This window comes from Streptomyces sp. RGM 3693, assembly GCF_050471125.1.
In the GTDB taxonomy this organism is placed as follows: domain Bacteria; phylum Actinomycetota; class Actinomycetes; order Streptomycetales; family Streptomycetaceae; genus Streptomyces.
On sequence record NZ_JBMPPQ010000001.1, the window covers coordinates 2685996 to 2712056 of the forward strand.

Genomic DNA, 26061 nt, shown 5'->3' on the forward strand with positions numbered 1-26061 from the left:
GGCCGGCCCGCCCGCGTCCGTCGCGGCCGGGAACCGTATGGAGTAGGCCAACCGGCGCGCGGCCCGCGGCGTTCTTAGCGTGGCCACATGTCGACAGCGACCTGGTCCCCCGTCAGAGCCCTGACCGCAGCGGCCGTCTGTACCGCGAGCCTGCTGGCCCTGTGCGGCCCGGCGGTCGCCGACGGCCCCAACGGCGTCGACGACCTGCGCGGCGCCCCGCCGGCCCCGGCCGAGAACCTGCTGGACGAGCACGGAGTGCAGTTCTTGCCGAGGCTCGGAGTCCCCGAGCCACCCCGGGTGTCGGCCCTGTCCTGGGTCGTCACGGACCTGGACAGTCACCGGATCCTCGCGGCCAAGGACGCCCACCGGCCGCTGCCGCCGGCCAGCACCCTCAAGACGCTGTTCGCGCTGACGGTGCTACCGAGGTTCGCCCAGGGGACGGTGCGTACGGTCTCCTCCGCGGACCTGGCTGGCATCGAGGCCGGCAGTTCGCTCGCCGGCGTCAAGGAGGACGTGCCGTACCGCGTCGCCGACCTGTGGCACGGCGTCTTCCTCAGCTCCGGCAGCGACGCGGTGCACGCGCTGGCCGCCATGAACGGCGGCTGGGGCCGGACCATCGACGACATGCAGGCGACCGCGGAGCGGCTGGGTGCCCGCGACACCACCGTCGAATCCGCCGACGGCTTCGACACGCCGGGCCAGTTCTCCTCCGCCTACGACCTCTCCCTGTTCGGTCAGGCCGGGCTGACCAACCGGGACTTCGCCCACTTCGCCGCCACGAAGACCGTCCGCTTCCCGGAGGACGGCGGCCCCGACGCGTCCGGTATCCAGAACACCAACCGGCTCCTGGTCGGCTCGCACGGGGTGGCCCCCTACAACGGCCTGATCGGGGTGAAGAACGGCTACACCACCCATGCCGGGAACACCCTCATCGCCGCCGCCCGGCGTGGCCACCGGACGCTGCTGGTGACCGTGATGAACCCGCAGTCCGGCGCCGAGAACGCGGTCTACGAGGAGGCCCGCGCCCTGCTGGACTGGGGGTTCGCCGCGGCGCCCCGGGCCGCAGCGGTCGGCACACTGCCCGCCCCGGCCCCCGACCCGAAGGACCCCGGGACGGCGCAGGCCGCCCACCGGGCGCCGGTCACCGCGCTGCACCAGGCATCGACGGCCAGAGCGGGCGGCCGCACGGACGACCTGGTCCTGTGGTCCTTCTCCGCCGCCGGGGTGATCGCACTGGCCGGACTCGGCACCGCGCTGTGGTGGCGCCGGCGGCAGCCGGTCGGCCCGGAGGACGGCGGACCGGCCTCCTGACGGCCCCCTCTCGGCCTCGCACATTCGTTCGATAAGCCGGAGATACGGAGGAAGTGGTGTGGCCTTGCCCGGTGAAGGATGACGCGTTTGCCATGATTTGTGGTGACTGGTGGGCCCGGTCGGTGTAGCGTCCTGATCAGCTGTCGTGGTTCCGAAGTGCCGGGCGCCCGTGTCGCATTCACGGGCGTTCTTGCTGTCCGGTACGTCTCCGGGCCAGGGCGATCACCTCCGGATTCCGCGCGGTGCGGGAGCCGATTCGAGCCCATAGAGCGAAGGAGACGCAACATGGCTTCGGGCACGGTGAAGTGGTTCAACTCGGAAAAGGGCTTCGGCTTCATCGCGCAGGACGACGGCGGCGCCGACGTCTTCGCGCACTACTCCAACATCGACGCCACCGGCTACCGCGAGTTGCTGGAGGGCCAGAAGGTCAGCTTCGAGGTCACCCAGGGCCAGAAGGGCCCGCAGGCGGAGAAGATCCGGGTGCTGACCTCCTCGTGAGCGCGGCCCCGGCCGCATCGGACGGCGCCCGCCCCGCGCAGGGGGCGGGCGCCGCCGTACGACACGACGCACCTACGGGTGCTACGGGTGCTACGGGTGGCGATCGTTGAGGATCTTCTGGAACAGCCGGTGGTCCCGCCAGGCGCCGTTGATGTGCAGGTACTTCTCCGCGGTGCCGTACGGGGTGAAGCCGCAGCCGGTCAGGACCCGCTGTGAGGCGATGTTGTCCACCAGCGTCCCGGCCTCCACCCGGTGCAGCCCCAGCTCCCGGTCGGCCGCCTCGCACACCGCCCGCAGCGCGGCGGCGGCCAGCCCGCGGCGCAGGTGGCCGGCGTCGATCCAGTAGCCGACGCTGGCGCTGCGCAGCGGGCCGTAGGTGATCTGGGACAGGGTGATCGCGCCGACCACGTCCGGCTCCCCGGACTCCCCGGACCCGCCGTCCGCCTCGCGGACCAGGACCCAGGGCATCACCCGCCCGGCGTCCCGCTCCGCCAACTGCCCCCGGAGTCGCTCCGCCTGACCGGCCGGGGTGTAGAACCCGTCCGCGCGGTGCGGTTCGGTGTGCCGGAGGTGGTCGAGGCTACGCAGGTAGGCCCGGGAGTATCCGGCGGCGTCCGCCAGCTCGGTGGGGCGCATCAGGACGTCGGGGGCGAGCCGGGCGGACGTGGTGATCATCCGTTCAGCCTAATCCCGGGCGCCGTCCCCGTCCCGGGGCGAGCGCGGAATTACTGCGGCGGCTGGTCCGTGTCCCGGTCCGTCCCGCCGAGTTGCTCCTTGAGCTTGTCCTGCGCGGTGTCGACCTGGCTCTGGTACTTCCCCTGGGTCCGTTCGTCGACGTAGTCACCGGCCTTGTCGACGCCCTTACCCGCCTGCTCTTCGTGGCCCTTGAGCAGTTCCTTGAGCTTGTCCAGCACAGACATGGATCGCCCTCCTCAGCATGGCCCCCCTCGACACCAGCATCTCCCCCGAACGGACGATCTGCATCAGGAGCCGCTGGGAATCGGAGCCTTCAGCTGGTCGCTGATGAATTTCATGGAGCTCGCCGCCATGCCCTTCTGGTAATCCCAGGCATTGTGCCGGCCGTCGGGAATCATCTGGAGCGCGGTGTGGATCGGACCCTTGCTGTACTTCTCCCGGAACCGGCGGATGGGATTGACCACCGCGGCGCCTTCCTTGCTGCCGGCCTGGAATGCGAGATAGACGTCAGGTCCGCCCTTCTTCAGCAGTCCCGCCGCGAGCTTTTCCGGGTTGTTGGCGTCCTTCTCCTTCTGGTGGCCGGCCCACATCGGGGAATCCGGCACGATGTCCGGGCCGCTGGCTATCGCCGCCTTGAACTTCTCCGGATGCTTCAGCACCGACTTCAGGCCCACGAAACCGCCCGAGGACGACCCCATGAAAGCCCAGCCGTCCCGGGACGCAAAGGTACGGAAATTGGCCTTGACCAGATCGACGACGTCATCGGTCAGCCAGGTCCCCATCTTCTGCTGGCCCGGTATGTCGCTGCCGTCGTGATAGCGGGTGTCCGGATTGAGCATCGGCATCACCACGACGAATGGCAGGCTCTTGCCCTCCGCGGTCCACTGCGCGAGGTTCTCCTGGAGCTTGATGTCGCCGCCGACCCAGTAATTGGTCACCCCGTCCTTGTCCTTCGGGCTGCCCAGACCACCCGGCAGGGCTATCAGCACCGGAAAACCGCTCTTGGCGTATTTGGGATCCTGGTATTCCTTCGGGGCCCACACCCAGACGCTGCCGGTGACCCCGGACTTCGCGCCCTTCAGCGTGGTCCGGGCTATGTGCGTGCCGTCGTCCAGGGTGCGGGTGATCCGGAACTCGCTCTTCGGGCCGGTGGGCATGCGGGTGTCCTGGTCCACCGGCTTGACCGGGGTGGACGCGCTCCCCGGCGCGCCCGCGTTGAAGTCGACCGGCTTGCCGTTCTCCGAGCAGCCGGCGAGCAGAGCGCAGGACGCGACGAGGACGGCCGTGAGCGCGCGGGCGTAAGGGTGTTTCAACGGTGACTCCGCTACTGGTCGATCACATGCGAGTGACCATGACGATCAAGTGCAAGTGACCATAAAGAGGGAATTCGACCGGGAACGGTTCCGTCGTGCGCCCATCGGCCCGTTCGACGGGCAGTCCGACCCGGTCCGGCCGAGAATGCAGCGGTGACCGATGAACAGCGCAGTGCCGATGACCCCGCCTCCCGTGCCGTGCCCGGTGCGCACGAGCGACGGCTCGCCAGGAGGGCGCTGGCCGGCCGTGCTCGGGACGCGCAGGACCTGTCGTTGCTGATGGACATGCTCGGGCTGGATCCCCGCCGGGATCCCGGCGGGGAGGCCACGCCCGGACCCGGTCCGCGGCGCGGGGGCCGCGGGCGCGGCGCCGGCCGGGACCGGCGGCAGGCGGACCGTCGGGACACCTGCCGGGACGCCCGCACACCGTCCGCCGACCCCGGCTGAGCCGCTCCGCCCCGGCCTCGGGCCGCCCGGTCAGCCGGCCGGTTGCGCTTCCGCCGCCCGGCGTAGCCGCAACGTCACGATCTGGAACGGCCGTAGCGCCATCCGCACCGTGTCGCCCTGCCGCTCCAGGGTCGGACCGTCCTCGGCGGGGCGCTCCAGCAGGTCGGTGATGACCGCCCCGGCCAGAGCGAAACCGCAGGTCAGGGCGGCCTGGGCGCGTCCGCCCCGGGCCTCGTGCAGCCGTATCACCACATCGCCGCTGCGGTCGTCGGCCAGCTTGACCGCGGTGACCACCACCGCGTCGTCGTCCACCGTGACCAGCGGCGGCACCGCACCGGACCCGGTCACCGCCCGCTCCGGCAGATTGATCCGGTGTCCCTCGCGCACCGAGTCCCCGAGGGTCGCGCCCGGGACCAGCGCGTACCGGAAGCGGTGGTTGCCCTGGTCCGTCTCCGGGTCGGGGAAGCGCGGGGCGCGCAGCAGGGACAGGCGGACGGTCGTGGTGGTGCCCCGCTCGTCCTCGGGCCCGCCCTCCCGCACGGTACGGGTGACGTCGTGCCCGTACGTCGCGTCGTTGACCAGCGCCACGCCCCAGTCCGGCTCCCCGGCGTGCACGAACCGGTGCGCACACGCCTCGAACTTCGCCGCCTCCCAACTGGTGTTGGTGTGCGTCGGCCGGTACAGGTGCCCGAACTGGGTCTCCGCCGCGTACCGCTCGGCGTGCAGGTCCAGCGGGAACGCGGCCTTGAGGAACTTCTCGGTCTCGTGCCAGTCCACCTCGGTGTCGATGTCCAGCCGCCGCTGCCCGCGCGCCAGCGTCAGGCGCTGGACCACCCGTGACCCGCCGAAACGCCGCACCACGCGGACCGTCGCGGCCTGCGGTGCCGCCTCGGCGAGCACGACCTCGTCCGCGTCGGTCAGATCGGTGACCACCTCGCGGTAGAAGGCGTCCACGTCCCAGGCGTCCCACATGTTGGGGAAGTCCGGATGGATCTGGAGCAGGTTCGCCGCCGCGCCCGGGGCCACGGTCTCCCGCTCGGCGGTGGTGTCGTACGCGGAGACGACCAGGCCGCGGTCGTCGATCTCGATCCGGAGCAGGTCGTGCTGGAGGACGAACCCGCCGCCGGGGCGCGGCCCGGCGGTCACCGGGTCGCCTTCCGCCAGCGGTGGGGCCACCGCGCCCGCCGCCACCCCGGCCCGGGCGTGTGGTGCGGAGTTCGCCACCAGTTGCCGGTCGCCGCCGCCGGCCAGGGCCGCCAGCGCGGCGCCGATCAACTCCTCCAACTCGGCGGCGACCGCGGCGTAGGTCCGCTCCGCCTCGCGGTGCACCCAGGCGATGGAGGAGCCGGGCAGGATGTCGTGGAACTGGTGCAGCAGGACCGTCTTCCAGATCCGGTCCAACGCCGCGTAGGGGTAGGGGAATCCGGTGGAGACGGCGGCGGTCGCCGACCACAGTTCGGCCTCCCGCAGCAGGTGTTCGCTGCGGCGGTTGCCGCGTTTGGTGCGGGCCTGACTGGTGAGCGTCCCGCGGTGCAGTTCGAGGTACAGCTCGCCCACCCACACCGGGGCGTCGGGATACTCGGCCTGTGCCCGGGCGAAGAAGTCGGCGGGCTTCTCCCACCGCACCACCGGCGAGCCGTCCAGGTTCCGCAGCCGGCGGGCCTTGGCGATCATCTCGCGGGTGGTGCCCCCGCCGCCGTCGCCCCAGCCGGTCGGCGCCAGGGAGTGCCGGGCGGTGCCCTTCTCCTTGAAGTTCCGTGCGGCGTGGGCGAGTTCGGCGCCCGACAGCTGGCAGTTGTAGGTGTCCACCGGCGGGAAGTGGGTGAAGATCCGGGTGCCGTCGATGCCCTCCCAACGGAAGGTGTGGTGCGGGAAGGAGTTCACCTGGCTCCAGGAGATCTTCTGCGTCAGCAGCCACTTCGCCCCGGCCGCCTTGATGATCTGCGGCAGTCCCGCCGCGAAGCCGAAGGTGTCCGGCAGCCACGCCTCGTCGTTCTCGACCCCGAACTCCTCCAGGAAGAACCGCTTGCCGTACACGAACTGACGGGCCATCGCCTCCGAGCCGGGCATGTTGGTGTCCGACTCCACCCACATCCCGCCCGCCGGGACGAACCGGCCCGCCGCGACCGCCTCCTTGACCTTCGCGTAGACCTCGGGCCGGTGCTCCTTGATCCAGGCGTACTGCTGCGCCTGCGACATCGTGTAGACGAACTCCGGCTCGTCGGCCAACAGCGCCGTCATGTTCGCCGTCGTCCGGGCCACCTTGCGGACCGTCTCGCGCAGCGGCCACAGCCATGCCGAGTCGATGTGCGCGTGCCCCACCGCACTGATCCGGTGCGCGGACGCCGCAGCCGGCGCCGCCAGCACCCCGCTCAGATGCCGCCGCGCCGCCGCGGCCGTCCCGTTCACCGCCTGGAGGTCGACCGCGTCCAGCGCCCGCCCCACCGCCCGCAGCACCTCCCAGCGCCGCGGGCTGTCCACCGGCAGCTCCACCATCAGCTCACCCAGCACCTCCAGGTCCAAGATCAGCTCCCACACCTCGGTGTCGAACACCGCCAGGTCCATCCGAGCCAGCCGGTACTGCGGCTCACTGCCCGCGGTCTCCCGGTCGCCCAACGCCGTCGGTTGGAACGGGGGGACGTCGAGGATGACCGGGTTGGACGCGGCCTCCAGGTGCCACTCCACCCGCTCACCGCCCCGCACCGGCGCCCCCACCCGCACCCACTGGTTCCGCGGGTTGAGGCCCTTCACCGGCGTCCCGTCCGGCAGGTACACCAGCGCCTCGCACTGGAACCCCGGCATCCGCTCGTCGAACCCCAGGTCCAGCACCGCCTCCACGGTGCGCCCCGCCCACGCCTCCGGCACCGTGCCGCGCACCCGGAACCACGTCGTCGCCCACGGCGCGCCCCAGGCATCCCCCACCGCCACTGGGGTTCGCACGGCGGCCAGCCCCTCGGTCACCGGCACTGGCTCACCCGGCGCGACCCAGGCCGCCACCTCCAGCGGCACCGACTCCGGGTACAGGGCGGGCCGGATGCGTTCGTTGAGGACCCGCTTGAGACGGGCTTCGACCAGCGCGCGATCGTCATGCATGGCTTACGGCTCCAGAGGTCGGGGAGACAGGGTGCGGGGACGGGGGAGGGGGCCGGGAAGCGCGGTCATCGCCGCACCGCCTCCTGGGGCGTGCACACCTCAGTGATCCCACGGGACGTCAAATATGCTTTATCGGAGGCGAGTTGGGACAAGACCACGGTCGGGCGGGCGCCCTGTCCGGCCAGTTCCGCCCAGGCTTCGAAGACCGGGCCGCCAGGCGCGCACACCGACCGGTGCGGCGCCTCCTCGGCGTCGCCGACGTCGACGACCAGCGCGGTGGACCGCACCGGCGGCCGGTACGGACGGTCCCGCCAGTGCGCCGCCAGCTCGGCGAAGGCCCGCCCCACCGGCTTGACCGTACGGTCCTCGGTGAGCAGGCCCAGCCCGTACTCCAACTCCGGGAAGTCCGCGAGCGACCGCGGGACGTCGTGCGCACACCACCAGGTGACGCCCCAGACGTCCGGACAGTCCGCGGCGTTGGTGACGGTCGCCGTGGTGAAGCGGGCCGCGCGGTCCGCGGGGATGTGCGGGGCGGGGGCGCCGACCTCCTGGAGCCACACCGGACGGTGCGGGTCCGGTGCCCACGCCTTGGACAGCTCGATGAGGTACGCGGCGTGCTGCTCGGTGGCGACGCCGGTCGGCCCGTGCCGCTGCGCGGTTCCGTTGAACACCCAGGAGTGCACCGCCGTCATCGCGCCGAACCGGGCGGCGTGCGCGGGGGTGAAGGGATGTCCGTCCTGGTACCAGGCGGCGTCGTACCCGGCGTGCAGATGCGCCCGGCCCGGCGCGCCCTGCTCGCAGGCGGCCAGCATCCGCGTGAGCCAGGCCGCCGCCTGCGCGCCGGTGATGCGGTCCGGATCGGGGTGCGGGTCGTCCGAGAACTGGTTGACCTCGTTGCCGAGGGTCATCCCCAGGAAGCCGGGCCGGTCGGCGAGCGCGGCGGCCAGCGTCCGCAGGTACTCCTCCTGGCCGGCGAGCACTTCCGGGTCGGTGAAGAGGTTGCGGCGGTGCCACGTCTGCGTCCAGGCGGGCAGGAAGTCGAAGCTGGACAGATGGCCCTGGAGGCCGTCCACCGCCACGTCCAGATCGCGCTCGGCCGCCGCGTCGGCCAGCTGCACCAGGTGCTCGACGGCGCGCGGTCGGATCAGGGTGCGGTTGGGCTGGAACAGCGGCCACAGGGGGAAGACCCGGACGTGGTCCAGGCCGAGCGCGGCCAGCGCGTCCAGGTCCGCGCGCACCGCGTCCAGGTCGAAGTCCAACCAGTGGTGGAACCACCCCTGACTGGGTGTGTAGTTGGCGCCGAAGCGGATCCGGCGCGGCTCGTGGGGTACCGGCATGAGTGGTCCCGTCCCTCCGGGTGTGTGGGATCAGCCCTTGACGGCGCCCTCACCGACGCCGCGGAAGAAGTAACGCTGGAGACAGGCGAACATCACGATCAGCGGGAGGACGGCGATCACCGAGCCGGCCGCCACCAGTCGTTGGTTGTCCGCGAAGGTGCCGTGCAGGTAGTTCAGGCCGACGGTCAGGGTGAACTTCGACTGGTCGCTCAGCACGATCAGCGGCCACAGGAAGTCGTCCCAGGCACCCATGAACGCGAAGACCGCGACCACCGCCAGGGTGCCCTTGACCGACGGCAGCGCGATCCGGACGAACCGCTGCCAGGCGTTGGCGCCGTCCACGAACGCCGCCTCCTCGACCTCGTACGGCAGCGCGGCGAAGGCGTTCCGCATCAGCAGCACGTTCATCGCGCCGATGCAGGCGGGCAGCACCACCCCGAGCAGGGTGTTGTTCAGCTGAAGCTGACGCATCGTCAAAAACTGGGCGATCATGATGCTTTCGACCGGCACCAGCATCGCCATGATGAAGACCACCACGACGACCCGCCGACCGCGGAACCGCAGCCGGGCCAGTGCGTACCCGGCCAGCGCCGCGCCCGCACAGTTGGTCAGCACGTTGGCGACGGCGACCTTGACGGAGTTCAGTGCGAAGTCCCAGACCGGGACCACCTGCGCCACCGCGGCGTAGTTGGCGAGGGTCGGATGGTGCGGCACCAGGCTCGGCGGATAACGGTAGATGTCCTCGCCCGGGCCCTTGAGGGACGTCGAGAGCTGCCACAGGAACGGCCCGACGGTCAGCGCCAGCACCGCGAACAGCAGCAGATAACGGACCAGCAGCGGCCCGCCGGCCCACCGTCGCCCGCGCCGGTCCGGCCCCGTCATCGGTCCTCCCCGCGATTGGCGCGCAACACCAGCAACATCAGCCCGAGCGTCAGCACGAACACCACCACCGACAGCGCCGAGGCGTAGCCGACCCGACCGCTGAGACCGGTGCCGGCCTGTTGGACGAGCATCACCAGCGTGGTGTCCTCCCCGCCCGGGCCGCCGGTCGCCCCGGCCATCAGATAGACCTCGGAGAACACCTTGAAGGCGTTGACCGCGGAGAGCGCGGCCACCAGCACCATCGTGGAGCGCACCGCCGGCACCGTGACGGTCCAGAAGCGCCGCACCGGGCCGGCCCCGTCGACCGCGCACGCCTCGTGCAGTTCCCGGGGCACCTGCGCCAGCGCCGCCAAATAAATGATCATGTAGTAGCCGAGGCCCTTCCAGACCGTCACCGCCATCGCGCTGAGCAGCAACAGCCACGGATCGCTGAGGAAGCCGGCCCGCCCGAACCCCAGGACCTCCAGCAGCGCGTTGATCAGCCCCCGGTCGTCCAGTAGCCACACCCAGATCAACCCGACCACCACCACCGAGGCGACCACCGGGAGGTAGAAAGCGGCCCGGAAGAAGGCGATCCCGGGGACGCTCCGCCGGACCAGCAGCGCCAGCAGCAGCGGCAGCACCACCAGCGGCGGCACGACGCCCAGGACGTACAGCAGGCTGTTGCGCAGCCCCGTCCAGAACATCGGATCGTGCAGCATCTCCTGGTAATTGGCGCCGCCGGTGAACCGCCCGACCGTCAACGTCCGGGCATCGGTGAAGGAATGCGCCACCGTGCTCAGAAACGGATAGAGGCTGAATCCGCCGACGATCAGCAGCCCGGGCGCGAGGAACAGCCAGGGGCTGGCCGGCAGCTGCGTACGGATTCCCCGAACACGGCCCGGGCCCCGTACCGCACCGGCCGACCCGGACCTCCGCATTCCCATCCCGACCTCAGCTGGTCTTCAGCAGACGATTGCACTCCGCCACCGCGGAATCCAGCGCCGCCTTCGGCGTCTGCTTACCCTGAAGGGCCCGGGCGACGGCATTGCGCAGCGCCGTCTTCATCTGATCACTGAGCAGCACCGGGGTGTAATTCACCGCGGTCTTCAGGGATTTCGCCGCCGCCACCCGCACCCGCGTGGCGTCCGTACCGTCCTCCTTGGTGAAATACGGATCGTCCAGCGCACCCTTCGTGCTGGGGAAGACCGTGACCTGTTTCGCGAACGCCATTTGATTCTGCTGGTCCGTCACGAAGTGCGCGAAGGCCACCGCCGCCGGTTTGACCTTGCTCTGTGCGTTCACCATCAGGCCCTGCACGTACATGTTGGCCTTACCGGTGTTGTTGACCGCGTCGGTGATGCCGATGTTCTGGTACAGGCCCGGCGCGTCCCGTTTGAAGTTCTCCAGATCCAGCGCACTGCCCGGATTCATCGCCACCGACTGCTGCTCGAACTTCCGCCCCGCCGACTCGGCCACGGCGGTGAGCGCCTGCGCATCCAGCGCCCCGGCCGCGTACAGCTGCTGGTAGTGCGTGAGCAACTGCACGCCCTTGGGCTCGTTGAACGTGAACGCGGTGCCTCGGGCGTCCATCAGCCGCACGCCGTAGCGGCCGAAGTCCTCGATCGACGGCGTACTGGCCAGCATCGCGATCTTCCGGTCGCTGTGCCGCGCCATGGTGAGCGCATCGGCGAACAGCCGGTCGTAAGTGGTCGGTGGCTTCGCCGGGTCCAGCCCGGCCTTGCGGAACAAGTCCTTGTTGTAGAACATCGGGCCGGTGTTGAGGTACCACGGAAAGGCATAGACACCCGACAGCCCCGGCATCTCATGGCTCTTCCAGGCCCCGTCCAGATACTCGGCCCGGTATTTCCCGGCCGCCTTACCGATGTTGAGCGCCATCCCGGCCTTCGCCAACGGATAGGCGAGGTCCGGCGACACATTGACCACATCGGGCAGGGTGCCGGCCGCCGCATCCGCACTCAGCTTCTGCGGATACCCCTCGGCCGGTTGGTCGATCCACTTCACCTTCGTGCCCGGGTACTTCTTCTCGAATTCCGCGATGACCCCGTCGAAATACTTCTGGAAACGCGCCTTCAGATTCCAGGTCTGGAAGGTGACCTGTCCCTCCACCTTCCCCGCGGCACTGTCGGAATCCCCGCCACCGTCCGGCGCACCGCAGCCGGACAGTAAAAGCGCCGAGGTGGCGAGGACCGCGAGAGCGGCAGGTGTCCGACGGGAATGACGATGCATGGCCGGCTCCTTGGCTGAAGTGCTATGAAGTGCTCGGACCAGAAATCTGTCGAAGGCCGTCGCGACGCGGGAATACGGTTCCGTCCCACGGTTTCCAGGCTCCCGGATCGCGACGCGGCAGACGCTACTAATGCGATTTAGTAGGTGTCAACACCCCGGTACCACACGATTGTTGAGGCGAACCGACCGAGCCGCCCCGGCATTGTTTGACACGCCCGGCCGCCCTGATCAGACTGTCGGCACTCATGCGGTACGGCCCTGAGGAGCCCGCGATGACAGCGCCCGGTGAGGCCGCCCGCCGCAAGCCGGTGCGCCGCCCGACCATCAAGGACATCGCCCGGCGCGCCGGAGTCTCCGAGAGCGCGGTGTCCTTCGCCCTCAACGACCGGCCCGGCGTCTCCGCGGACACCCGCGCCCGGATCCGCCGGGTGGCCGACGAGTTGGGCTGGCAGGCCAACAGCGCCGCCCGCGCCCTCTCCGGCGAACACTCCGACTGCCTGGGCCTGGTGCTGGCCCGCCCGGCCCGCACCCTGGGCGTGGAGTCCTTCTTCCTCCAACTCGTCTCCGGCATCCAGGAGGTGCTCTCCGCCCGGCGCACCGCCCTGCTCTTCCAGGTCGTCGAGGACCTCGACACCGAGTGCGCCCTCTACCGCCGCTGGTGGGCCGAACGCCGGGTGGACGGCGTCCTCGTCGTCGACCCCCGCACCGACGACCCCCGGCCCGCACTCCTGGCCACCCTCGGCCTCCCCGCCGTCGCCATCGGCGGCCCCGCCGCCCCGGATCCCCCCGGACCGCCCCCGCCGCCCACCGCGCCGCTCCTGACCACCGTCTGGGCCGACGACGCCAAGGCCATGGCCCGGGTCCTCGACCACCTGCACGGCCTCGGCCACCGCCGCATCGTGCACGTCGCCGGCCTGCCCGGCCTCGCCCACACCGCCCGCCGGATCCACTCGCTGCGCACCGAAGCCATCCGGCGCGGCCTCGACGCGCGGCAGGTCCGCTCGGTCACCACCGACTACTCCGACACCGAGGGCGCCGAGGCCACCCGCCGCCTCCTCGACGCGGCCGAACCGCCCACCGCGATCATCTACGACAACGACGTGATGGCGGTCGCTGGCGCCTCGGTCGCCGCCGGCCGCGGCATCCCCGTACCGGGCCGGCTCTCCGTCGTCGCCTGGGACGACTCCCCGCTGTGCCGCGTCGCCCACCCCCCGCTCACCGCACTGGTCCGCGACACCGCCGACTTCGGCCGGCTCGCCGCCACCGAACTCCTCGCCCTCCTCGACGGCGGCCCGCCCCGCACCGTCGAGGGCGAACTCCCGCACCTGGAACCCCGGGAGAGCACCGGCCCACCACCCCACAACGGCTGACGGACCGCCACCACCGCCGCAGCGCCCCACCGTTGCCGGTCCACCAGCGGACCCCGCCCCGTACCCGTAGTACCTGAGGACTACCCGCGAGATGCGCTCCCTGGCGGGACGCCGATCACGCCTCGCGCTCCATAACTTCGGTGCCGGAACCACCCCAGAACCCCGGTACGGAAGGACCACCCACCATGGCGCCCCGCCTGCGCAGAAGCCGCCTGACCCGCACCCTGCTCGCCGTGCTGGTCACCGCCTCGGTGGCCGTCCCGGTGTCGGGCGCGGCCCGCCCCGCCGCGGTCCCCGCACCGGCCCCCACCACCCTCGGCCCGCTGCGCGACACCACCCCCGCCACCCTGGCCCACCGGTACGCCACCACCCGCGCCGACATCCGGGCGGCCGAGCGCACCGCCGACGCCCACGGCGACCACCGGCGGGCCACCGCCCTGCACGCCATGGCCGCCCCCGCCCGGCAGTTCCTCACCTTCGACGGCTGCGACGGCGGCCGCAGCACCGAGGTCTACGGTGACCTCGCCCACGCCGACCGGATCGCCGTCCTGGTCCCCGGCTCGGACACCAGCCTCGACACCTACCAGCGCTTCCGTAACGGCGCCCAAGCCCTCCAACAGCAACTCGGCCGGCAACCAGGCATCCACCCCGCCGTCATCGCCTGGCTCGGCTACCCCACCCCCGCCACCGTCAGCCCCGCCGCGCTCACCACCACCCGCGCCGACGACGCCGCACCCCAACTACGTACCTTCATACGGGAGTTGAGGAAATCCAGGCCCGCCGCCCGGATCACACTGCTCTGCCACTCCTACGGGTCCGTGGTCTGCGGCCGGGCCGCCCCCGGCCTCCCCGCCACCGACCTCGTCCTCTACGGCAGCCCCGGCGTCGGCGCCGACACCGCCGCGGACCTGCACACCCGGGCCACCGTCTGGGCCGGCCGCGGCGCCGACGACTGGATCGCCGACGTCCCACACACCCAACTCCCCCTCCCCACCACCACCCTCGGCTTCGGCACCGACCCGGTCTCCCCCCAGTTCGGCGCCCGGAACTTCCCCGCCGGCGACGGCGGCCACAGCGACTACCTCAAGCCCGGCACGCGCTCCCTCACAAACCTCGCCCGGATCGCCGCCGGCCGCCCCCCGACCGCAACCCCCGACACAGCCACCGCCCCCCACGCGACCGCCGCCCCGCAGCGCACCACCGGCGAGGCCCACCGTGCCTAACACCCCACGCGCCGCCGCGGCCGCCCTCGTCCACCGCATCCAGGCCGCCACCCCGCCCGACCGGGACCGCGCCACCGACGCACTGCGCGCCTTCGCCATCCTCGGCGTGGTCCTCGGCCACTGGCTGGTCACCGCCCTGATCACCGACAGCGGCACCCTGCACGGCGCCAGCCCGCTCCAACGCATGCCCCAACTCGCCCCCATATCCTGGCTGTTCCAGACCCTGGCGGTGTTCTTCCTGGTCGGCGGCGAGGTCGCCGCCCGCAGCCACACCACGGCCCGCGCCCGCGGCACCACCTACTGGCACTGGCTGCACGCCCGGCTCGGCCGACTGTTCCGCCCGGTCGCCGCGGTCCTCGTGGTCTGGACCGTCGCCACCGCCGTCATGCTCGCCGCCGGCGTCGGGATGGACACCGTCCACACCCTGGTCAAACTGGTGCTGTCGCCGTTGTGGTTCCTGCTGGTCTTCGCCGCCCTGACCGCCGCCATCCCGCTGACCGCCCGCCTGCACCCCCTCTGGCCGTGCGCCGTCGTCGTCCTCGTCGACGTCCTCCGCTTCGGCCTCGACGCCCCCGGCTGGCTCGGCTGGCTCAACCTCCCCGCCGGCTGGCTCGTCCCGTACTGCCTCGGCGCGGCCCGCGCCCGCGGCGCCGCCAGCCGCCGTTCGACCGGGTGGGCGCTGCTGCTGGGCGGCGCCACGGCCACCGCCGGACTGGTCCTGTTCGCCGGCTACCCCGCGTCCATGGTCGGCGTCCCCGGCGCCGCGATCTCCAACCTCAACCCGCCCACCCTGGCCGCCGTCACCTTCGGCCTCGCCCAGTGCGGAGCCGCCCTGCTGCTCCGCGACCCGCTCAACCGGGCACTGCGCCGCCCCGCCGCCTGGGCCGCGGTGGCCCTGCTGAACCTCTCCGCGATGACCGTCTTCCTCTGGCACCAGACGGCGATGCTGGCCGTCACCGCCACCGGCTGGTTCCTCGCCGGCCCGCTGCCCGGCCTGCACACCCTCCCCGACCGCCCCGCCTGGATCCTCGCCCGGCTCGCCTGGCTGCCGGTCTTCGCGGCCGCGCTGCTGCTGTGCTGGGCCGCGTTCGCCGCGTACGAGCACCGCCGGCCGGGCACCCGCCGCCGGGGCGGACCGGATGCAGGAGGACCGGAGTCGGCCGGACCGGATGCGGGCGAACCCGACCGGGGCGTCCGCGAAGGGAGCCCCGCCCGCCGGGCGGCGGTGCCCCGTGCCTAAGGTGCATCCCGTGAAGAGGGGGATCATGGCCGGTCGGCTGACGACGGCCCTACGAGCGGTGCCGCGCCACCTGCGCGAAGACCTGTTGACCGGCGCGACCGAGGAACCGCTGCCGGTCGGCGGCCGACGGCCCGGCTGGCTCGATTGGCGGCCGGCGATCATCGTCCCGCTGGTGATCTTCGGGGTCGTCGTGCTCGCCGGCAACGCCAACGCCTACGCGTTCCAGTACCGGATGAGCCTGCCGCTCGCCATCCTCACCGCCGGGATCCAGGCCGGGGCGCCGATCCTCGCGCTCTACCGCCCGGTCCTGGCCTGGTGGGCGACGACCGGGGTGCTGCTGCTGGTCGGGTACCAGGCCGGGAGCTGGTTCAACCCGTTCGCCGACCTGCCCTGGCAGCGCACCGGGCTGCTGTGCCAGGCCATCGTGCTGTTCCTCGTGGCGCTGCGGGTCCGGCCCCGGGCCACCGCCGAGATGCTGGTACTCGGCATCCTGGCCGGGGCCTTCGCCAACGCGCTGGTCTCCGACAGCTTCCGCGACGACCACGTGCCGGTCATCGTGCTCGCGGTCTGCGCCCTGGTCGGCGCCCTGCTCCGAGGCCGCCAGAAGGCCCGCACCGAACTGGTCGTCCAGGAAAAGCTCACCGCGGAGGAACGCGCCCGCCGCACGCTCCTGGAGGAGCGCAACCGGATCGCCCGCGAACTCCACGACGTGGTCGCCCACCACATGTCGGTGATCTCCATCCAGGCCCAGGTCGCCCCCCACCTGGCCGAGAACCCCTCCGACGAACTCAAGGAGAACCTCCGCGGCATCCGCCAGAACGCCGTCGAGGCCCTCACCGAACTCCGCCGGGTCCTCGGCGTCCTGCGCTCCGAGGACACCCGACCGGAGAGCGCCCCGCACGCCCCACAACCCACCCTCGACCGGCTCGACGAACTCGTCGACAACGTGCGCGGCGCCGGCGTCGAGGTCACCGTCGACACCACCGGCAGCCCGCGCCCCCTCTCGCCCGGCACCGAACTGTCGGCCTTCCGGATCGTCCAGGAGGCGCTCAGCAACGCGATGCGCCACGCACCCGGCGCCGCCGTCCACGTCGCGCTCGGCTACCTCCCGGACCGGGTCACCCTCCGTGTCACCAACACCGCCCCCGACCGGCCCGCCCAGCCCTCCCCGGGCACCGGCCACGGCCTGCTCGGCATGCACGAACGCACCACGATGCTCGGCGGCGAACTGGCCACCGGCCCCACCCCCGACGGCGGCTACGAGGTCACCGCGATCCTCCCCGCCCCCACCACCCCCGAAGCCCCCTCCGACGACGCCGAGGACACCCCATGACGACCGCCACCACCCGAGCCATCCGCGTCCTGATCGCGGACGACCAGATGATGGTCCGGCAGGGTTTCACGGTGTTGCTCAACGCCGAACCGGGCATCGAGGTCGTCGGTCAGGCGGTGGACGGCTACGACGCCATCACCAAGACCGCCGAACTCGCCCCGGACGTCGTCCTGATGGACATCAGGATGCCCGGACTCGGCGGCATCGACGCCACCCGCCGGATCACCGAACCGGCCGACGCCACCGTCAAGGTCCTCGTCCTGACCACCTTCGACCTCGACGAATACGTCTACGAGGCACTGCGCGCCGGCGCCTCCGGCTTCCTCCTCAAGGACGCCTCGGCCGGTGAACTCGCCCAGGCGGTACGGGTGGTGGCGGCCGGCGACGCCCTGCTGGCGCCCAGTATCACCAGGCGGCTGATCGCCGAGTTCTCCCGGATGTCCGGCGCCCCGCGCACCCCGCTCAAGGACCGGGTGGCGGGGCTGACCGAACGCGAGACCGAGGTGCTGTCGCTGATCGCCCAGGGCATGTCGAACGCGGAGATCGCCGTGCGCTTGGTGGTGGCCGAGCAGACCGTGAAGACCCATGTGGGCCGCATCCTGGTCAAGCTGGGACTGCGTGACCGGACCCAGGCCGCCGTCTTCGCCTACGAGACGGGGCTGGTGCGGCCCACCGGGTACTGACCCTTCCTGCTACGGAACTCCCTTACCGGGAAGGACCGTTCAGTGCCGGACCACGACCCCGGGCGCCAGCCGCCCGCAGTTGGAGCCGGTGACGCTGACCTTCACCGATTCGATGGCCCCGCCCCAGTCCACGCACCGCCCTTTCGCCGCGAGATAGACCGGGCCGGCATAGGTGGTGTATTTCCCGCTGTCGAATACCGGGGCGGAGCTGTGGTCGGACGGCCCGAGTTCGGCGTGTACGAATACCGCCTTCCCCGGGCTGTTCCGGACCGTCACCACACAGTTCTTTCCGGTCTTTGCGCTGTACGTGAGATAGACGGTGCCCTTTCCGCCGACCGGTACGGAATTCACGACTCCGTACCCGCTGCCGCAGGCCCCGTTGTACGCCGCACTGCGGACCGGCGCGGCCGATGCGGTGGTGGCCAGGCTCAGTGTGGCGATGCTCGCCACGGCCAGTGTCGCCGAACCGGCCAGGAGAGAGGAACGCTTCATGGAAAACCCCCGTCAGGTGGTGTCCGTCGCGTGGTCATGCACCGAATTGGTGCTGCACCGTGTTGGACACCAGCCGGACGGGGATGGTTGTACGTGAAATTCCGCCAGTACGCGTGTTCCTTTTAGCCCCGGCCTTCGCGTTCGCCTTCGCCTTCGCGTTCGCCTTGACCTTCGCTTCGTCTTCGCTTCTTCTTCCCCTCAGTCGTCGTCGTCCGCGCCGTAGGCCAGCACCTTCAGCCTGCTGTAGGGGCCGTTGAACCGGTTGTGGTCACCGACGGTGTGCCCCGAGGAGGTGTGCTGCCAGATGCTGTGGAACCGCCAACCGCCCGGCAGGGAACCTACGGAGGAGCCGTAGCGGGGGATCCACAGCGGGTTGCTCCGCCCGAACCGGCTGGAGTTGCCGGTGCACCGCTTCCACCAGCTGGTCGAGGTGTAGATCACCGCGTCCCGCCCGGTCTCCTCCCGGTAGGCCCGCACGAAGTCGGCGATCCAACTGACCATGCTGTCGTGGCTCTTCCCGTAGCAGGTCGCGCCGTAGGGGTTGTACTCCATGTCGAGCGCGCCCGGCAGCGTCCGGCCGTCCCGCGACCAGCCCCCGCCGTGCTGTGCGAAGTACCGCGCCTGTGTGGCGCCGCTGGAGTGGTCCGGCAGCGCGAAGTGGTACGCGCCGTGGATCATGCCGGCGTGGAACGAGCCCCGGTACTGCTGGTTGAAGAACGGGTTCTTGTAGTTGGTCCCCTCGGTGGCCTTGACGTACGCGAACCGCACCCCCATGTGCCGCAGCTTCTCCCAGCCGACCTTGCCGTTGTGGCTGGAGACGTCGACCCCGGCCACGGACTTCCGGGTCCAGGCGCCGCGCGGTTCCGAGCCGCTGGCCTGCTCGATGCCCTCGTGCGCGGCGATGGTCGAGCCCATCCAGTCCTGCTCGGGGTGGGCGGGTGTCTTCGCGACGTCCGGCGTCGCGAGGGCGGTGCCGGGCAGTGTGAGGGGCAGTGCAAGCACGGTGAGGAGTGAGACGAGGGAGCCGGCCGCAAGGGGGACCGTACGCCGGGCCGGTGCGGATCTGCGCAAGGGCATCGCGTGCCTCCGAAGGACTTCAGTTGAGTCAGTTTCGGCAGCATTTGAGCAGAATCCTGCCGATGAAAAGACTTATACGCTGAAATGCTCGGTTCTATGGCTCGATGAGCCGGGGGTCCGCCGTCCGGCCGGGCCATCTCACCCGTCTGGCGGCGCCCGCGTTCCCTCCGCCCGGCGGTCGTGGCACGAGAGGAGCGGGCCCCGGCAGTGCCGGGACCCGCTCTCCGCTCAGCGGCGAACGCGCCATGTCACCGCTTCGCCAGTTCTCTCTGTCGACCCTGCCGGGCCGGATGTCCCATCCGTCGTCGACGGTGGCTCAGTACGCCGAGTTGACGTTGTCGATCGAGCCGTAGCGATGGGCCGCGTAGTTGGCGGCGGCGGTGATGTTGGCTACCGGGTCGGTGAGGTGATCGGCGGTGCCGGCGACGTGGTACGTCTCGAAGGTGGGCTGGATCACCTGGAGCAGGCCCTTGGAGGGTATGCCGTTCTGAGCGTTGACGTCCCAGTCGTTCACGGCGTTGGGGTTGCCGCTGGACTCCCGCATGATGTTGCGGTGCAGGCCCTCGTAGCTGCCGGGGATGCCCTTGGACTTCATGATGTCCAGGGCCTGGTGGATCCAGCCGTCGAGGTTGTCGGTGTACTTCTTCGGCGCGGCCGGGCGGTCGGCGGAGCGGCTGGCGGCCTGCTCGGCGACGTGGCCCTGCTTCGCGACCGCGGTGACCTTGATGTGGTCCGCGACGGAGGCGCTCACCGGGCGCTCGACCTTGGCACCGTCGGCCTTGGCGGGCATCCCGTTGGCGCTCACCGGCTTGACCGCGGCGGGGGCGTGCGCGGCCGTGCTCACGGCGTTGCTCGGGGCCGCGGTGACGGCCAGGCCCGTGGTGGCGCCGGCGGCGGCCAGAACGGCCACGGCAACCTTGTGGGTACGGGTGATACGGGCGATCCGGGCAGCGCGGGGCAGGGTGAAACTGGGCATACGGGGGTGACCTCTTCCAGGTGCTGGGGACGGGGAGGTGGCCATCGTTGGCGCGTTCGGACCGGAGACTCTTGGCCGCGTTCGCCCTTGGGGGCGGGAGGTGCGGCGCGCTCTCGGTGCGACTGGATCCATAGTTAGCGGCCGACCCCACGGGTGGCAATGCCCCCCTGTACTACCCTTCTTCGTGAGATGGCGGGCGATGTCCGAAATGGACCGGTTTTAACCCCGTGTTCATGGGTCCGACCTGCTCCCGCATCGACTAGGTGGGCTCGTACGTGACGTACGTCGCGTGCCCGGCGTCACCTGCCGGGGCCCTCGAAGACCCCCGGGAAACCCCTTGCGAGTTACCTGGGTCACACCCCGAATTCGCCATCGCCACCCCGCACTTCACGCCCTCGGGGCGCACCGGAAGCGGGTCGCACCCCCTGGACCCGTCGATGCGGCGGTGCCGCTGGTCCGTTCGTAGCAGCGCCCGGACTGTCGCGAGGCGGCGGGACCGCGGGTCCCTGAGAGTGGGATCACGTACCACCACCACTCACCGTAGGGATGTGCTCATGTTCCGTCGCACCGCCGTTGTGCTCAGCGGCCTGCTCGCCGCCGGAATCCTCGCCACCGGGGTCGCCGCCGCCGCCCCCGCCGACCGTGACCAAGGCCGCCATCAGGGCCGCCACTCGAACCACCTCACCCCCAAAGAGCGCGCCGGCCTCCGCTTCGCCGGGCACCTCCTGGACGTGCTCTTCGGCGGTCCGTCACGCCACGCCCACAGCTACTGACGAAAACGCCAACGGCAATGGCCCTGCCCGCGAGTTGCGGGCAGGGCCATTGCCGTACCGTCCTGGGCGCCTCAAGGGCGCGGGGTCCCGGCCGGGCGCTCCCTCATGGAGTCCCGGCGCGGAAGGCCGCCTCAGTAAGCGGAGTTGACGTTGTCGATCGAGCCGTAGCGGTGCGCCGCGTAGTTGGCAGCGGCGGTGATGTTGGCCACCGGGTCGTAGAGGTTATGGGGCGTACCCGACACATGGAACGTGTTGAACGTGGGCTGGATCACCTGGAGCAGGCCCTTGGAGGGTATGCCGTTGCGGGCGTTGATGTCCCAGTCATTGATGGCCTGCGGGTTGCCGCTGGACTCCCGCATGATGTTGCGGTGCAGGCCCTCGTAGCTGCCAGGGATGCCCTTGGACTTCATGATGTCCAGGGACTCGCGGATCCAGCCGTCGAGGTTGTTGCTGTACTTCTTCGGCGCGGCCGCCTTGGGGGCGGCCTTCGGCGCCTCCTTGACGATCTCGGCACGCTCCGCGGAACGGTCGGCGGCCTGCTGGGCGGCATGGCCCTGCTTGTCGACCGCGGTGACCTTCAGGTGGTCCGCCACCGAGGCGGTGACCACGTGGTCCTGCTCCGTGGCCGCCTTGTCCTTCGCCGTGACCGGCAGGCCGTTGGCGCTGACCGGCTTCACCGTGGCGGACGCGTGCGCGGCCGGGGCCGCGGCGTTGCTCGGCGCCGCGGTCATCGCCAGGGCGGCTGCGCAGCTCGCGGAGGCCACCAGCGCCGCGGAGACCTTGTGCGTGCGGGTGAGGTGGGCGGTTCGGGGCAGGGAGAAGCGGGGCATGGGCATGCGGAGGTGACCTCTTCCAGGGCTTGGTGGCGGGGAGATGGCCATCGGTGGCGTCTCGGGGACCGAGGGTCGGTGCCGCGCTCGCCGCTCTGGCGGAGTCCGCAGGCTCGTTCTCGGTGTTACCGGAAACATGGTTAGCGCCAGCCCGGGATGGTGGCAATGATGCCGTGTACTACCCATCTTCGTGCGTTCGGGCGAGATGTCCGTAATGGGGCCGGAAATCCCCGGCCCGCGCCGCGCCCGGACTCGACTAGTCCGGGTCGTACGTGACGTACGTCGCGTGCCCCGCATCACCGCCCGGGACCCTCAAGAGCCCCTCCCGGCACGACAGTTTGTTACCTGGCTCACAGCTCGACGGGGCCGGTTCGCCGTCCCCGGCGACCCCGGCCCCGCCACTGTGCGGTCACCCGGCTACGATCCGTGGCCGCCGGGCCCGCTCCTCACGCCCGCACCGGATCGGCGGTCGCGCCCGCACTCGCCGCGGTCGAGCGCCCCACCACCCCCAGCGGCCGGTCCGTGAAGAACCGGACCGCCAATTCCGCAACCTCCTCAGGACGTTCCAACACCACCCAGTGATCCGTGTCGGGAATCGCCAGGAAGTGGCTCCCCGCGATGGTCGCCGCGAAGTCCCGCTGCCGGGACGGCGCGGTCACCGTGTCGTGCTCACCGCTGAAGACCAGCGTGGGAATGCCGGACAGGCCCCCCGAGAAGTCCGGCCGGTCGGTCAGCGCCCGGCTCAGCGAATCCACCGCATGCGGGGAGTGCAACGCCGCCTGCAGCATCGCCCGCCGCACATAGCGGTACGCCAGCTCCCGCCGGACGACCGGCCGGCTCTCGTCCCGACACAGCAGCCCCTCGGCCACCATCGTGGCGAAGGTGTCGGTGTCCCCCTCCGCCAGGTGCCCCGCCGCCCGCCGCCAGTGCGCCACCTGCGCCTCGCTGATGTGCGCCGGCACCCCACCCAGCACCAGCCGCGCGATCCGCCCGGGGAACCGCCGGGCGCACCCGAAGGCCAGGCCCGCCCCGTAGGAGAAGCCGAAGAGATTGATCCGCGGGGCACCGAGATCGTCGATGATCCCCAGGATCGCCGCGCACAGCACCTCGATGCTCGGCCCCGGCGGCAGCGGCTCCGCACCGCCCATCCCGGGCAGATCCGCGGTCACCACCTCCGCCACCGGCCCCAACCGGTCCTCCATCTGCGGCCAGCCGAACATCCCCTGCAACGCACCGCCCAGCACCAGGACGGGCTCGGTGCACCGCTCCGGCTGCCGCAGCACCCGGTACGCGTACGACACCCCGCACACGGACAGGGAGCGGATCACTTCCTCGGACATGGCTGCTTCCTTCTGGGAGAGGCTCGATGAGGCCCGGAGCGCCCGGAGCGCGCCCGGACCCCGACAGGACCGGCTGGTTAGCCGCGGGTCAGGACGAGCGCCGCATTGTGGCCCCCGAACCCGAGCGACGTTTTGACCGCGCAGTCGAACGCCGCCGGCCGGGCCGCGGCGCGCACCACGTCGATCGGGATCCGCGGGTCGGGCACCGTGAGGTTGGCGGTCGGTGGCACCAACTGCTGTTCCAGCGCCAGGACGGTCAGCGCGGTCTCGATCCCGCCCGCGGCGCCCAGCGTGTGCCCGGTCATCGCCTTCGTCGACGTCACCAACGGATGCTCGCCGAGCACTCTCCGCAACATCACCGCCTCGATGCGGTCGTTCAGCACCGTCGAGGTGCCGTGCGCGTTCACATGCCCCACGTCACCGGGCTGGACGTCGGCGTCCGCCAGCGCGGTGCGCAACGCCCGCTCGATGCCGTGTCCCTCAGGATCCGGTGCCACCGCCGCGTACGCATCGCTGGACGCCCCGTAACCGGCGATCTGTGCACGGATCGGCGCCCGCCGGGCCTGGGCGTGTTCGGGCCGCTCCAGCACCAGCAGCCCCGAGCCCTCGCCGACGACGAAACCGTCCCGCTCCGCGTCGAAGGGGCGGCAGGCCGCGGTCGGGTCCTCCCGCCGGGTGGAGACCGCCTTCATCTGGCAGGCGCTGGCGATCAGTAGGCGCGAGAGCACCGACTCCGCACCGCCCGCGATGGCGATATCGCAGGCCCCGGCGCGCAGCAGCTGGTGCGCGGTGCCCACCGCGACGGTCCCGGAGGAGCACGCCGTCGCCACCCCCAGGCTGGGGCCGTGCGCCCCGAGGTCCATGCAGACGCTGCTGGCCGCACTGTTGATCACGGTCAGCGGGGCCAGCTTGGGGGAGACCCGTCGGGCGCCGTACCCGGCCATCGCCGCGCTCTGCTGGTCGTAGAACGGCAGCCCGCCGTGGGCGGATCCGATCACCACCGCGACCCGGCCGCCGTCCCAGCTGCCCGGGTCCAGCCCCGCGTCGTCGACCGCCTCCCGGGCGGCGATCACCGCGAGCTGCGAGAAGCGGTCCATCAGCCGCTGGGTGGCCACCCCGAGCAGTGCGGTGGGGTCCAGATCGGCCGCCGTGTACATGAAGTCGCAGGGCAGATCGGCGAGTTCGGCCTGCTGGGACACGTTGCCGGGCACCACGTCGTGGGTGATGGAGTGCCAGGTGGCCTTCGTCCCCACGCCCGCCGCGGTCACCAGGCCCAGTCCGGTCACGGCCGCGATGAACGGCTTCTGGCGGGCCGTCACGCCGCGACTTTGCCGTCGATGGCCGCCACCAGCTGGCCCACGGTGTCGCGCGAGGTGAGCGACACCTCTTCGAGATCGATGTCCAACCGCTCCTCGATGAGCACCCGCAGCTCTTCCAGGGCCAGGGAGTCCAGCCGCAGGCTGCGCAGCGGGGTATCCGCCGTCACCTCACCGCGTGCGACCCCGAACCGCTCCTCCAGCAAGGTGTTGACAACTTCTGCCGCATTCACGTGGCGCTCCTCCGCTGTTCGTAGGCGATGCTGCCAACCGTGTCCTGGGCGGATATTTCGCCGGTGGCTCCGGCTGGTTTGGCCACCCTTTATACGCCTTTGTCCGGGGCGCTCCCCAACCTTGGTAGCTCAATGGGGTGATGGGCGCACTGCGGTGGGGGAGAGGCATCCGTCCAGCCGGCGCGCGCCACGAGGAACGGCTTGGTGTCTAACGCCGGAACGGGCTGCGGGGTACGGGTCGTACGCCGGCCGGTGTGGGGCGAGCCCCGCGGGGCGCGCACTGGCGGCGGTGCCCCCTCAGGACTCGTCGAGCGCGCTGGTGACCCGACCCAACAGGCCGCGCAGCGTCCGGAGTTCATCGACGGTGAGTCCGGTGGCGGCCAGCATCCGACGTGGGACCGGCAGCGCCCGCTCCCGCAGCGTCTCGCCGGCCCCGGTGAGCCGGATGATCACTGACCGCTCGTCCTCATGGCTGCGCTCCCGGTGCACCAGGCCCGCCGCCTCCAGGCGCTTGAGCAGCGGCGAGAGCGTGCCGGAGTCCAGCCGCAACCGCTCGCCGATGCGCTTAACCGGCTCCGGGCCGTGCTCCCACAGCACCAGCATGACCAGGTACTGGGGGTAGGTCAGCCCCAATTCCTTCAGGGCCTCCCGGTAGACGCTCCCGAACGCCCGCGAGGCGGCGTGCAGCGAGAAGCAGACCTGGTGGTCGAGGCGGAGCAGTTCGGCGTCGGAAACCGGGGGCGTGGTCATGGAGCCAGGTTAACGCGCGGAGGTCTATTGAGTTGTGCACAACCAACTTGCGCGCAACTCAATCACGTGCGACTGTTGTTTTCGGCCGGGACGCACGGCCGGCCCGCCGCGGATCGTCGGGTCGAGCGCGACCCGCCCCCGTCCACTACACGAAGGGACCCCTCATGGACGCCCTGTACACCGCCGCCGCCACCGCCAACGGTCGCGAGGGCCGGGCCGTCAGCTCCGACGGCCAGCTCGACCTCGCCCTGGCCATGCCCCCGGCCCTCGGCGGCGACGGCGCCGGCACCAACCCCGAGCAGCTCTTCGCCGCCGGGTACGCCGCCTGCTTCGCCAGCGCCATGGCCAACGTCGGCCGCCAGATGAAGCTGGAAACCAAGGACGTCTCGGTCACCGCCGAGGTCTCGATCGGCAAGGACGCCACCGGCTTCGGCCTCGCCGTCGTCATGCGGGTCGAGCTCCCCGACGCGCTCGCGGGCGAGACCGGACGGCAGCTCGTCGAGGCGACGCACCAGTTCTGCCCCTACTCGAAGGCCACGCGCGGGAACATCGACGTCGAGCTCGTCATCGAGTAACGGCGTCGGGGCGGAGGCTGCCGGGGCGCCGTCAACCGCCCCGG

At 71.3% G+C, this 26061-nt stretch carries 26 protein-coding genes; 10 read left to right on the forward strand and 16 right to left on the reverse strand.

Annotation, left to right across the window (positions count from 1 at the left end):
* The first annotated feature begins 87 nt into the window (after nucleotides 1–87).
* Complete coding sequence (locus ACO0M4_RS11485; RefSeq protein ID WP_430369770.1) at nucleotides 88–1311, forward strand: D-alanyl-D-alanine carboxypeptidase family protein; 1224 nt, start codon at nucleotides 88–90, stop codon at nucleotides 1309–1311.
* A 285-nt stretch (nucleotides 1312–1596) separates the two neighbouring features.
* The gene (locus ACO0M4_RS11490; protein ID WP_016576347.1) at nucleotides 1597–1809 is read left to right on the forward strand and encodes a cold-shock protein; all 213 of its coding nucleotides are present in this window, start codon (nucleotides 1597–1599) and stop codon (nucleotides 1807–1809) included.
* Nucleotides 1810–1899: 90 nt separating this feature from the next.
* On the opposite strand, the gene ACO0M4_RS11495 is transcribed toward ACO0M4_RS11490, so the two are convergent.
* From ACO0M4_RS11495 to ACO0M4_RS11505, 3 genes are all read right to left on the reverse strand, one after another.
* The gene (locus tag ACO0M4_RS11495; RefSeq protein ID WP_430369771.1) at nucleotides 1900–2484 is read right to left on the reverse strand and encodes a GNAT family N-acetyltransferase; all 585 of its coding nucleotides are present in this window, start codon (nucleotides 2482–2484) and stop codon (nucleotides 1900–1902) included.
* Nucleotides 2485–2534: 50 nt separating this feature from the next.
* Complete coding sequence (locus ACO0M4_RS11500) at nucleotides 2535–2729, reverse strand: antitoxin (RefSeq protein WP_430369772.1); 195 nt, start codon at nucleotides 2727–2729, stop codon at nucleotides 2535–2537.
* Between the two features lie 63 nt (nucleotides 2730–2792).
* Complete coding sequence (locus ACO0M4_RS11505) at nucleotides 2793–3818, reverse strand: alpha/beta hydrolase (protein WP_430369773.1); 1026 nt, start codon at nucleotides 3816–3818, stop codon at nucleotides 2793–2795.
* Nucleotides 3819–3971: 153 nt separating this feature from the next.
* Between ACO0M4_RS11505 and ACO0M4_RS11510 the strand changes: the two genes are divergently transcribed.
* Nucleotides 3972–4265 (forward strand): hypothetical protein, encoded by a 294-nt coding sequence (locus ACO0M4_RS11510; RefSeq protein ID WP_430369774.1) that lies wholly within the window; start codon nucleotides 3972–3974, stop codon nucleotides 4263–4265.
* Nucleotides 4266–4295: 30 nt separating this feature from the next.
* Here ACO0M4_RS11510 and ACO0M4_RS11515 read toward each other — a convergent pair whose 3' ends face one another.
* From ACO0M4_RS11515 to ACO0M4_RS11535, 5 genes are all read right to left on the reverse strand, one after another.
* A complete protein-coding gene (locus ACO0M4_RS11515; protein WP_430369775.1) occupies nucleotides 4296–7358 on the reverse strand; it encodes an alpha-mannosidase in 3063 nt (1020 codons plus the stop codon).
* A gap of 65 nt (nucleotides 7359–7423) precedes the next feature.
* Nucleotides 7424–8695, reverse strand: coding sequence for a glycoside hydrolase 5 family protein (locus ACO0M4_RS11520; RefSeq protein WP_430369776.1), 1272 nt, complete (start codon nucleotides 8693–8695; stop codon nucleotides 7424–7426).
* A 30-nt stretch (nucleotides 8696–8725) separates the two neighbouring features.
* The gene (locus ACO0M4_RS11525; protein WP_430369777.1) at nucleotides 8726–9577 is read right to left on the reverse strand and encodes a carbohydrate ABC transporter permease; all 852 of its coding nucleotides are present in this window, start codon (nucleotides 9575–9577) and stop codon (nucleotides 8726–8728) included.
* Nucleotides 9574–10497, reverse strand: a complete 924-nt coding sequence (locus ACO0M4_RS11530; protein ID WP_430369778.1) for a carbohydrate ABC transporter permease — start codon at nucleotides 10495–10497, stop codon at nucleotides 9574–9576. Before ACO0M4_RS11530 ends, ACO0M4_RS11525 begins: the two co-directional genes overlap by 4 nt.
* A gap of 13 nt (nucleotides 10498–10510) precedes the next feature.
* Nucleotides 10511–11806: an ABC transporter substrate-binding protein gene (locus ACO0M4_RS11535; RefSeq protein ID WP_430369779.1), complete on the reverse strand. Its 1296-nt coding sequence runs from the start codon at nucleotides 11804–11806 to the stop codon at nucleotides 10511–10513.
* A 272-nt stretch (nucleotides 11807–12078) separates the two neighbouring features.
* Here ACO0M4_RS11535 and ACO0M4_RS11540 point away from each other — a divergent pair, with 272 nt between their 5' ends.
* The 5 genes from ACO0M4_RS11540 (at nucleotide 12079) to ACO0M4_RS11560 (ending at nucleotide 17655) form a co-directional block, all read left to right on the forward strand.
* Nucleotides 12079–13176 carry a LacI family DNA-binding transcriptional regulator gene (locus ACO0M4_RS11540; RefSeq protein ID WP_430369780.1) on the forward strand — a complete coding sequence of 366 codons (1098 nt, stop codon included), beginning with the start codon at nucleotides 12079–12081 and terminating at the stop codon, nucleotides 13174–13176.
* 185 nt (nucleotides 13177–13361) lie between these two features.
* Entirely contained in the window at nucleotides 13362–14399 is a 1038-nt protein-coding gene (locus tag ACO0M4_RS11545; protein ID WP_430369781.1) for an alpha/beta hydrolase, read from the forward strand.
* Complete coding sequence (locus tag ACO0M4_RS11550; RefSeq protein WP_430369782.1) at nucleotides 14392–15639, forward strand: acyltransferase family protein; 1248 nt, start codon at nucleotides 14392–14394, stop codon at nucleotides 15637–15639. The genes ACO0M4_RS11545 and ACO0M4_RS11550 overlap by 8 nt, the downstream gene beginning before the upstream one ends.
* 25 nt (nucleotides 15640–15664) lie before the next feature.
* Nucleotides 15665–16972 carry a sensor histidine kinase gene (locus ACO0M4_RS11555; RefSeq protein ID WP_430371341.1) on the forward strand — a complete coding sequence of 436 codons (1308 nt, stop codon included), beginning with the start codon at nucleotides 15665–15667 and terminating at the stop codon, nucleotides 16970–16972.
* On the forward strand, nucleotides 16969–17655 hold the full coding sequence (locus ACO0M4_RS11560; protein ID WP_430369783.1) for a response regulator: 687 nt from the start codon (nucleotides 16969–16971) through the stop codon (nucleotides 17653–17655). The genes ACO0M4_RS11555 and ACO0M4_RS11560 overlap by 4 nt, the downstream gene beginning before the upstream one ends.
* A gap of 39 nt (nucleotides 17656–17694) precedes the next feature.
* Here ACO0M4_RS11560 and ACO0M4_RS11565 read toward each other — a convergent pair whose 3' ends face one another.
* From ACO0M4_RS11565 to ACO0M4_RS11575, 3 genes are all read right to left on the reverse strand, one after another.
* Nucleotides 17695–18147 (reverse strand): spore-associated protein A, encoded by a 453-nt coding sequence (locus ACO0M4_RS11565; RefSeq protein WP_430369784.1) that lies wholly within the window; start codon nucleotides 18145–18147, stop codon nucleotides 17695–17697.
* 198 nt (nucleotides 18148–18345) lie between these two features.
* A complete protein-coding gene (locus ACO0M4_RS11570; protein ID WP_430369785.1) occupies nucleotides 18346–19224 on the reverse strand; it encodes a lysozyme in 879 nt (292 codons plus the stop codon).
* A 316-nt stretch (nucleotides 19225–19540) separates the two neighbouring features.
* On the reverse strand, nucleotides 19541–20200 hold the full coding sequence (locus tag ACO0M4_RS11575; RefSeq protein WP_430369786.1) for a transglycosylase SLT domain-containing protein: 660 nt from the start codon (nucleotides 20198–20200) through the stop codon (nucleotides 19541–19543).
* Between the two features lie 554 nt (nucleotides 20201–20754).
* On the opposite strand from ACO0M4_RS11575, the gene ACO0M4_RS11580 reads away from it, so the two are divergent.
* Nucleotides 20755–20973, forward strand: a complete 219-nt coding sequence (locus ACO0M4_RS11580) for a hypothetical protein (protein WP_430369787.1) — start codon at nucleotides 20755–20757, stop codon at nucleotides 20971–20973.
* Between the two features lie 131 nt (nucleotides 20974–21104).
* Here the strand turns inward: ACO0M4_RS11580 and ACO0M4_RS11585 are convergent, their stop codons facing one another.
* The 5 genes from ACO0M4_RS11585 to ACO0M4_RS11605 all read right to left on the reverse strand — a co-directional run bounded on the left by ACO0M4_RS11585 (nucleotide 21105) and on the right by ACO0M4_RS11605 (nucleotide 25442).
* Nucleotides 21105–21803, reverse strand: a complete 699-nt coding sequence (locus tag ACO0M4_RS11585) for a transglycosylase SLT domain-containing protein (protein ID WP_430371343.1) — start codon at nucleotides 21801–21803, stop codon at nucleotides 21105–21107.
* Nucleotides 21804–22249: 446 nt separating this feature from the next.
* Nucleotides 22250–23143, reverse strand: a complete 894-nt coding sequence (locus ACO0M4_RS11590) for an alpha/beta fold hydrolase (protein WP_430369788.1) — start codon at nucleotides 23141–23143, stop codon at nucleotides 22250–22252.
* A 77-nt stretch (nucleotides 23144–23220) separates the two neighbouring features.
* Complete coding sequence (locus tag ACO0M4_RS11595) at nucleotides 23221–24462, reverse strand: beta-ketoacyl-[acyl-carrier-protein] synthase family protein (protein ID WP_430369789.1); 1242 nt, start codon at nucleotides 24460–24462, stop codon at nucleotides 23221–23223.
* The gene (locus ACO0M4_RS11600) at nucleotides 24459–24692 is read right to left on the reverse strand and encodes an acyl carrier protein (protein WP_390022042.1); all 234 of its coding nucleotides are present in this window, start codon (nucleotides 24690–24692) and stop codon (nucleotides 24459–24461) included. The genes ACO0M4_RS11595 and ACO0M4_RS11600 overlap by 4 nt, the downstream gene beginning before the upstream one ends.
* Nucleotides 24693–24989: 297 nt before the next feature.
* Nucleotides 24990–25442, reverse strand: a complete 453-nt coding sequence (locus ACO0M4_RS11605) for a MarR family winged helix-turn-helix transcriptional regulator (RefSeq protein WP_430369790.1) — start codon at nucleotides 25440–25442, stop codon at nucleotides 24990–24992.
* 164 nt (nucleotides 25443–25606) lie between these two features.
* Between ACO0M4_RS11605 and ACO0M4_RS11610 the strand changes: the two genes are divergently transcribed.
* Complete coding sequence (locus ACO0M4_RS11610) at nucleotides 25607–26017, forward strand: organic hydroperoxide resistance protein (protein WP_430369791.1); 411 nt, start codon at nucleotides 25607–25609, stop codon at nucleotides 26015–26017.
* Nucleotides 26018–26061: the final 44 nt, after the last annotated feature.